This is a genomic window from Nostoc cf. edaphicum LEGE 07299 (assembly GCF_015207245.1).
In the GTDB taxonomy this organism is placed as follows: Bacteria; Cyanobacteriota; Cyanobacteriia; order Cyanobacteriales; family Nostocaceae; genus Nostoc; species Nostoc edaphicum_B.
In genome coordinates, this window is the sequence record NZ_JADEXF010000156.1 from 1 (window position 1) to 7,239 (window position 7,239).

General features: G+C 42.8%; 8 protein-coding genes. 4 read left to right on the forward strand and 4 right to left on the reverse strand.

Translation table 11 applies throughout. The annotated features are described in order from the left end of the window. The 3 genes from IQ229_RS06675 to IQ229_RS06685 form a co-directional block, all read left to right on the forward strand. A partial coding sequence (locus tag IQ229_RS06675) for an SDR family NAD(P)-dependent oxidoreductase (RefSeq protein WP_194042357.1) occupies nt 1-488 on the forward strand: 488 nt, incomplete at its 5' end. A 50-nt stretch (nt 489-538) separates the two neighbouring features. Further along, nucleotides 539-868 (forward strand): hypothetical protein, encoded by a 330-nt coding sequence (locus tag IQ229_RS06680; RefSeq protein ID WP_194042358.1) that lies wholly within the window; start codon nt 539-541, stop codon nt 866-868. Between the two features lie 69 nt (nt 869-937). Continuing rightward, nucleotides 938-1,192 carry a ribbon-helix-helix domain-containing protein gene (locus tag IQ229_RS06685; RefSeq protein ID WP_194042359.1) on the forward strand — a complete coding sequence of 85 codons (255 nt, stop codon included), beginning with the start codon at nt 938-940 and terminating at the stop codon, nt 1,190-1,192. An 8-nt stretch (nt 1,193-1,200) separates the two neighbouring features. On the opposite strand, the gene IQ229_RS06690 is transcribed toward IQ229_RS06685, so the two are convergent. Next, nucleotides 1,201-2,121, reverse strand: a complete 921-nt coding sequence (locus IQ229_RS06690) for an alpha/beta hydrolase (RefSeq protein ID WP_194042360.1) — start codon at nt 2,119-2,121, stop codon at nt 1,201-1,203. A gap of 407 nt (nt 2,122-2,528) precedes the next feature. On the opposite strand from IQ229_RS06690, the gene IQ229_RS06695 reads away from it, so the two are divergent. Continuing rightward, nucleotides 2,529-4,055, forward strand: coding sequence for a sensor histidine kinase (locus tag IQ229_RS06695; RefSeq protein WP_194042361.1), 1,527 nt, complete (start codon nt 2,529-2,531; stop codon nt 4,053-4,055). Between the two features lie 81 nt (nt 4,056-4,136). On the opposite strand, the gene IQ229_RS06700 is transcribed toward IQ229_RS06695, so the two are convergent. The 3 genes from IQ229_RS06700 to IQ229_RS06710 all read right to left on the reverse strand — a co-directional run bounded on the left by IQ229_RS06700 (nt 4,137) and on the right by IQ229_RS06710 (nt 7,114). After that, on the reverse strand, nt 4,137-5,378 hold the full coding sequence (locus IQ229_RS06700; protein WP_194042362.1) for a M20 family metallopeptidase: 1,242 nt from the start codon (nt 5,376-5,378) through the stop codon (nt 4,137-4,139). A 249-nt stretch (nt 5,379-5,627) separates the two neighbouring features. Next, nucleotides 5,628-6,374: a phycoerythrobilin:ferredoxin oxidoreductase gene (locus IQ229_RS06705; protein ID WP_194042364.1), complete on the reverse strand. Its 747-nt coding sequence runs from the start codon at nt 6,372-6,374 to the stop codon at nt 5,628-5,630. A gap of 5 nt (nt 6,375-6,379) precedes the next feature. After that, on the reverse strand, nt 6,380-7,114 hold the full coding sequence (locus IQ229_RS06710; protein ID WP_194042363.1) for a 15,16-dihydrobiliverdin:ferredoxin oxidoreductase: 735 nt from the start codon (nt 7,112-7,114) through the stop codon (nt 6,380-6,382). Nucleotides 7,115-7,239 lie beyond the last annotated feature (125 nt).

Genomic DNA, 7,239 nt, shown 5'->3' on the forward strand with positions numbered 1-7,239 from the left:
GTGTAGGACTGTTACATGAAGATACTTTACAACCTGAAAAAAGCTTAAGACAGATCAATTCGGAAAATTTGCTGCGCTACTTTCAGATAAATAGTATTGGTGCTGTCTTACTGGCTAAACATTTATTGCCTCTGTTTCGTCATGGAGAACGCAGCGTGTTTGTCACTATTTCTGCTAAATTGGGCAGTATTGGCGATAACCAACTTGGTGGATGGTACGGCTATCGCGCTTCTAAAGCAGCACTCAATATGTTGATGCGAACTGCGGCAATTGAGTATAAAAGAAGTTGTCCGAAAGCATTAATAGTAACATTGCATCCTGGTACAACTGATACGCGTCTTTCTCGTCCTTTCCAGGGAAATGTCCCTGCGGAAAAATTATTTTCAGTGGAACGTACTGTTACCCAATTATTGGCTGTCATCGAACAGCTTCAAGAAGGCGATAGTGGACACTTTTTCTCGTGGGATGGGAGCAGATTGCCTTGGTAACTGCGTTACGCTGATGCTAATGAAACCTACGTTATTTGTAACCTCGGCCTATGAAGTTTTTTGTACCAGCAGCCAAGGATGATATCAAAGCAGAGCAGGTATATAGTGCTCTTGCTCAGTCTCTTAAAGCACCAATAACCGAAAAGCGTATTTGGAAGTTACAGTGGCGCGATCGCGAAATTGATATGAAATGCGAGGTAGGTAAACCTTTACCATCCTCTTACCAAACAGGGAAAGAGCTAGTTCTAGCAATCTTTGAGTGTGAAAACCTTTGTAAAATTTGTACTCTTACCCGTGGAGGAGTAAAGGGAGAGCCTATCTTGGTTGGCAAAAACTCTGTATCCTCAGCAACATATTTTTCAGATAATGTAAATAACTGACTCTGCATTTTAATATGCGATCGCTCTGGTAATGTAGTAGATAAAATCGCCCACCAGATATCTCAAGGTATGACTAACATTAAGATTTTCTTACCTGAGTCGATGAAAGTCTTTGTCGAAGAACAAGTAGTTAAAGGCGGTTATAGTTCAGCTAATGAATATCTTCAAGAGCTAATCTTTCAAGACCAACAGCGCAAGAGTCAAGAAGGAAAACGCGCTCAGTTGATGGCAAAGCTTCATATACAGGCTCAACTGAACGATAAGGAGTTTGAAGTAATTGCAGATAAATTAGCTGACGAGTTTGCAGCATACTTTGAGTCATAGTCAGAATACTAAGAACTAGGAAACTCTAACTCACCACTTCCCCGTCCTAACTGAACCACCTCAGATGGTAGGTGTCGCTCCAACCAATCTTCTAAATCAGCTAGTACCTCGCGGTAATTTAGGTCACGCTGAATCTCGTGATAAGCTTCTGGATACTCAATTCTCAGCTTATCTGCATACTTTACCCGTTGATAAAAGTTGTCGCTTCCCATAGGTAAAGCAACTCGGTCTGCGCCACCGTGGAGAATCAACAATGGTAATTGCCAATCACCTGCATGAGCATTAATCCAATCAACTGTTGCAAAGAATTCTGTAGCTAGACGGGCAGCAGCACGGGTATGTCGCAGTGTATCCTGAGCGATCGCAGCTACAACCTGCGGATCTCGTGAAGCAGTACTGGTGTCAATGCCTGTATTCAGGGTGAAACGCGGCCACACCCGTGAGAGCATTTTTCCTAAAAGTACCCGAATCGGTGAAACTCCAACTTTCCCCAAGGTTGGCGCAAGAGTGATCGCACCCTGCAATAATGATGCTTGTTGGGGATAGCGCAGAATGTAATCTAAGACAATCACCGCGCCTAAACTGTGACCCAAGAGAAAAACTGGACATCCAGGATTTTGAGTCTGAATTAACTGTAAAAAAGCTCCCAAGTCTTCACGAAACTCACTCCAAGCGTTGATATAGCCTCGTTGACCTGGTGAGCGTCCATGACCACGCAAGTCTAAGGCGTAGACAGCGTATTGCTTGGGTATCAAATGCTCAATTACATTACTGTAGCGATCGCTGTGCCCTCCGAGTCCATGCACAATGACTAATATTGCCCGGACTTTACCCTCTGGATGCCAGCTTTGGTAATACAGTTCAAGTCCTCCAACACCCTGGAATCTGCCTTCTTTACGAGAAGCTAGGCGATCGCTATGGTCAATCATCTGGTTAATTTTTTACGTATTTTCCCAACAAGCTACTAAAAAGTCAACATCTATCTAATTATTATGTACAAGAATTCAAATTATTAAGATTGGGTAAAGAAGCTTACCTGACTTTGCATCAGTGAGCAAAAAAAAGGGAACAAGAAACGAGGAGCCAACATTGTATTCTTATTAAGAGCAGGCAGTTATTCTGGAGGAAAAAAGTATTAACATCAACTCTCACGGCATCAGATTTTGTGTTGCAAGCATAGTTTGCCCAAAACGGAGTTCAGTTAGAGGGGAATTGCCCCTGAATTGTTCGGTTCTACCACTGTCATCAGTATACAAATAGCTATAACCTCTTAGATAGTAGTGAAATGTCTAACCTAGACGCTGTTAGTCGCTCTTGAATTAAGGGGTGAAAGCCTGTGTACCAATGGATATTGCCAAGCCTGAGCGAAATCTTGGCTGAAAATCAATCAAGTGTGGCAGAATGTTCACCTGCTAAAGCAGAGCAGCAGTGGCGTATCAGCCTCGCAGCGACAGAACATTTGCTATTAAATACTTTAGCAGACCCTTCAGTTGACACAACCCAAGGATTAGTTTTAGCTGCACCAGCACCCTTGTTTAGTCAACCAAAATTGACTCAAAGTTTACAAACAGTAACTTTTACAGCAAAACCATTTAACCCTTTGGCGCTGATGCCATTTCAGATGCCAGGTGCAATTGCGTCTATCAATGAAGAAATTGCTCCCAATGAATCGGTACTTCCTTTACTACCTGCCGATCCGCTGGGGGCAGAACAGTTTTGCTTGGTTTTTACAGATAAATTCAGATTAGTACTAGTTTTAACAACCCACAAAAACAATAAAAAAACCTTTTCATTTTCTTTTGAGCCAGAGATAGTGCAGCAGGCTTGGCGATCGCTAGGGGCACGGGTAATGCTGGCTAATCCAGAATTTTTCGCGCGCTTGGACGCATTAGTAGAACAGTATTCTCCGGTAGCACCAGACTACCGCATGATGATTCACTTTAGTCAGTTATTGCTTCAAGAATTAACAGAACCAGAAGAGACTAAAGACTCTTTATTAGAGACTGGGGAAGAACTAAAGGAGCAGGGGAGCAGAGGAGCAGGGGAGCAGGGGAGAAGAGTTTTCCCCAATCCTCAATGCCCACTTGCCCTGAGCAAAGCCGAAGGGATGGCCAATGTCCAATCCTCAAATCCTGATGTAGAATTGCTCCAAGCCTTTGCTCACGAAGTCCGCACACCTTTAACAACTATTCGCACCATGACTCGTCTGCTGTTAAAGCGGCGAGACTTAGATGCTAGCGCGATCAATCGTTTAAAAATTATCGATCACGAGTGTACCGAGCAAATTGACCGCATGGAATTGCTGTTTAAGGCCGCAGAACTAGAAACTACTGCCTCAGCAAAATCGTCAAAAACTCAACTCACGCCGATGTCTTTAGATCAAGTGTTGCAGCAGAGCATTCCCCGTTGGGAACAAGCTGCGCATCGGCGGAACTTAACTTTAAATGTTATTTTACCCCAGCAATTACCAACAGTAGTGAGCAATCCCACCATGCTGGATCAGGTTCTCACTGGTTTGATGGAAAATTTTACTCGCAGCTTACCCGCTGGCAGCCATATTCAAGTACAAGTTATCCCAGCTGGAGATCAACTGAAGTTACAATTATCGCCGCAATTCCGATGCAAAGATTCAAATAAAGCCGCCATACCTGCAACACCACCAATTCGCAAGGCTTTAGGTCAACTGCTGATGTTTCAACCAGAAACAGGTACGATTAGTTTGAATATCGCTGCAACCAAGCATTTGTTTCAGGCGATTGGTGGCAAACTAATTGTGCGTCAACGTCCACACTATGGGGAAGTGATGACGATTTTCCTGCCTTTAGAAGTTAGCAATCAACAGAAACCGATAGTCACGAATTAGGGATATAGCCATCCTAAATGAGATTATGAAAATTTTTGTTATGGTCGTCCTTGGTCATTAGTCCTTTGTAGTCACAAATGACTAATGACATGAAACAAAGTACTTTTCCACGCATCTAACAAATATTTCCACACCCATTGCCAAGGCGGTTTCGTCAAAATCAAACCGGGGATGATGATGGGGATATGCTAAGTCTTTTGCGGGATTAGCAGAACCCAGAAAGAAATAACAACCAGGAACCTCTTCTAAGAAAAATGACATATCTTCAGCAGCCATAGTTTGGCATTCTGGCACAATACCCACAGGAGTTTCTACCACTTCTTCTGCGACAGATCGTACTAGTTCTGCTATTTTAATATCATTAATTACTGGTGGATAAAGTGACCAATATTCTAAGTCATAATTTGCACCATGACTCTGACAAATTCCAGCAATAATTTGCTCGACACGCTGGTTAAAAAAGCCTTTCAAACTAGGATTAAAATACCTGACAGTAGCACTCATTCTCGCTGTATCAGCAATTACATTACGTTTGGTTCCAGCGTGAAGTTCTCCCACTGTCACTACTGCTGAATCAATGGGATTAACATTCCGAGCGACAATAGTTTGCAAAGCATTGACGATTTGGGCAGCAACAACAACGGAGTCAACAGTTTGATGGGGTAGTGCGCCGTGTCCACCTTTACCCAAAATTGTGCAGTTAAAGCATTCCACAGCTGCCATCAATGCGCCAGGACGCACACCAACTGTTCCTAAAGGCAAATTATTCCACAAGTGCAAACCAATAATTGCTTCAACATCAGGATTTTTCAAAACTCCAGCTTCAATCATTGGCTTTGCGCCTCCTGGTGATTCTTCCGCTGGCTGAAAGATAATTTTTACGATACCGGAGAAGTCTTGGCGATGCTGCTGGAGATAATAAGCTGTACCTAAAGCGATCGCTGTATGTCCATCATGTCCACAAGCGTGCATTACTCCATCATGCTGCGATTTGTACGGCACTTCGTTGAGTTCTTGGATTGGCAAAGCATCCATATCCGCACGAATCGCTAAAACTTTTGGATTTTGGATTGTTTCTGAAACTTCCCCTTTACCTTTAATGGTGGCCACAATGCCAGTGTGGGCAATGCCAGTTTGATGCTCAATTCCCCATTCTTGCAGCTTTTGTGATACAAACTCAGCAGTCAGTTTTTCTTGAAAACCCAACTCTGGTTGTTGATGCAATCGCCGCCGCCACTCTACTAATTGCGGTTGCAATGAGCGGATCGAAAGTCGGATGCGAGATAGATCAACAGAAGAAGGATTGGGAAAGGTAGAAACCATTATGAAGACAAACTAGTTTAAGTACAGCTAATACCAATTTGAAAAAAGAATGCAACATATATTATATAGATAAGATCCCTGCCAATCCTCCTCAATACATTGGTAAGGATGCGCGTCAGCGCAGGTGGGGTATCTGCTGCAAAATTTTTTGAATTGGTATAACTTAGATTATTTTCCTAGTTTAACGTGACTTGAACGAGTCTTCATTGACACTTTACTCGGCACTGAGTGAGTGCAGTCAAAGAGCCTCTAGTTGATGGCTGTAAATTTTCTCTCTAGGTCAAATAAAAAGCCGTGGATATACTCTTCAGTCCATTCTGCACCATAGAAGCGTTTAAACATTCCTCGCGCTGGGTCTTTTTCAGCCCGATATCGCAGGTATCGCAGTTGGGCTTGCTCAATGGCTACTAAATTTTGGGAATCTGTTACAGGTTCTGCCTGCTCCACGAAATCTAGATAAGCTTTCAAATAGTCTTTGAAAGCGGCAAACACCTGAGTCTCTACTACAGATGTTTCTTGAGGACGAGTCCAAAGAAAAGCGGGAGAGAAAAAAGGCTGTGCTTCTTCGGGAAAATCTCCTCCCCAAGACAAATGTTGTTGGTGGGCGTGGAAAATGGGCAAAATTGGTTCGGTATATTTCGCCTGATATGCTGAATCATCCCGAAATAAAGGCTGCATATCCAAAGCAATTAGATGTCCTCCTGGCAATGTCACTAAATCTGCCCCAAAAAAGGGTAAATCGTAGTTGAGGCGGGGAAAAATCACAAAATTTAGCACTTGCAGCGAATTGCCACCTTGCACGTGAGCTGCCCGAATTTGCCGCAATTTTGAAGTTTGAAAGGCATAACTGGTGGTGACAACCTCTTCTTGATTCTTTCCCTTGCCCACAACAGCACTCTTGGACTCAAACCCAGTCGGGATAGGATAGGGCTGTAAATCCAAACGCGATCGCATATAGGCGATCGCATAATCGAGAAATGGTTGATAAAGCGTCACTTCGGTCATCTTTTGCCGGCACCGACTGCTAGGGGGACAGCATCTTCAAATAAGAATTCATGGAGAAAGCGCTCTGCCCATTCATGACCAAAGTAACTGCTAAACAAACCAGATGCTGGATCGCGGTCTGCACTATATTGGTCATAGTCTTTTTGGGCTTTGACAATCCGCTGGATATCTTCAGGGTCTTGGAGCGGTTTGGCATCTGCTAACATTTGCCAATACAAGTTTAAATAATCCTGAAAAGCTTCAAAAACTCGCGTTGCCACGGTTTCAGGGTCGGTTTTGGCAAACAATAGGTATTTAGAAAAATACTGGTTGGCATCGTAAAACTTCATTTCTAAGTTTTGTGCCAAATCCGGGTATTTATCATGCAGAGATTTCAGCGGAACTATATATTTTTTTTGATAATCTTCATCCTGAAATAAAGGCTGGAAATCAAGCACAATCAGGTTTTTGACTTTACCAAAGGATAAAAAGTCAATCCCTAACAAAGGTAAATCGTAGTGATGACTGGGATAAATCACACTGTTAAAAATTTGGGCACTCTCCCCAGCATCAATATAGGTATAGCGAATTTTCCGCAACTCTTGAGATTGGTAACACCAACTGCGAATAGTTGCTGGGTTTCTGCCGCGATCGCTAACTTTGAATTCCAAACCAGGGGGAATGACCCTACTTTGTAAATCAAACCGCTGAAATAGCTCTTTTTCTAAAAATTCCAGGAAAGGTTTATACATGGAGCATGATTTGTTAACCCTTGCATGAAAATAAGTTATGGCGATCATGCACGTCTCATTTATGAGAAACAAAGCAACATTCCTTAATGGGGCATTTGTCATTTGTCATTTGTCATTTGTCATTT

What these genes read in the sequence shown, in the direction of transcription:
- IQ229_RS06710 (WP_194042363.1), bottom strand. Translation starts at nt 7,114, where the DNA reads ATGTATAAACCTTTCCTGGAATTTTTAGAAAAAGAGCTATTTCAGCGG.
- IQ229_RS06690 (WP_194042360.1), bottom strand. Translation starts at nt 2,121, where the DNA reads ATGATTGACCATAGCGATCGCCTAGCTTCTCGTAAAGAAGGCAGATTC.
- IQ229_RS06685 (WP_194042359.1), top strand. Translation starts at nt 938, where the DNA reads ATGACTAACATTAAGATTTTCTTACCTGAGTCGATGAAAGTCTTTGTC.
- IQ229_RS06680 (WP_194042358.1), top strand. Translation starts at nt 539, where the DNA reads ATGAAGTTTTTTGTACCAGCAGCCAAGGATGATATCAAAGCAGAGCAG.
- IQ229_RS06700 (WP_194042362.1), bottom strand. Translation starts at nt 5,378, where the DNA reads ATGGTTTCTACCTTTCCCAATCCTTCTTCTGTTGATCTATCTCGCATC.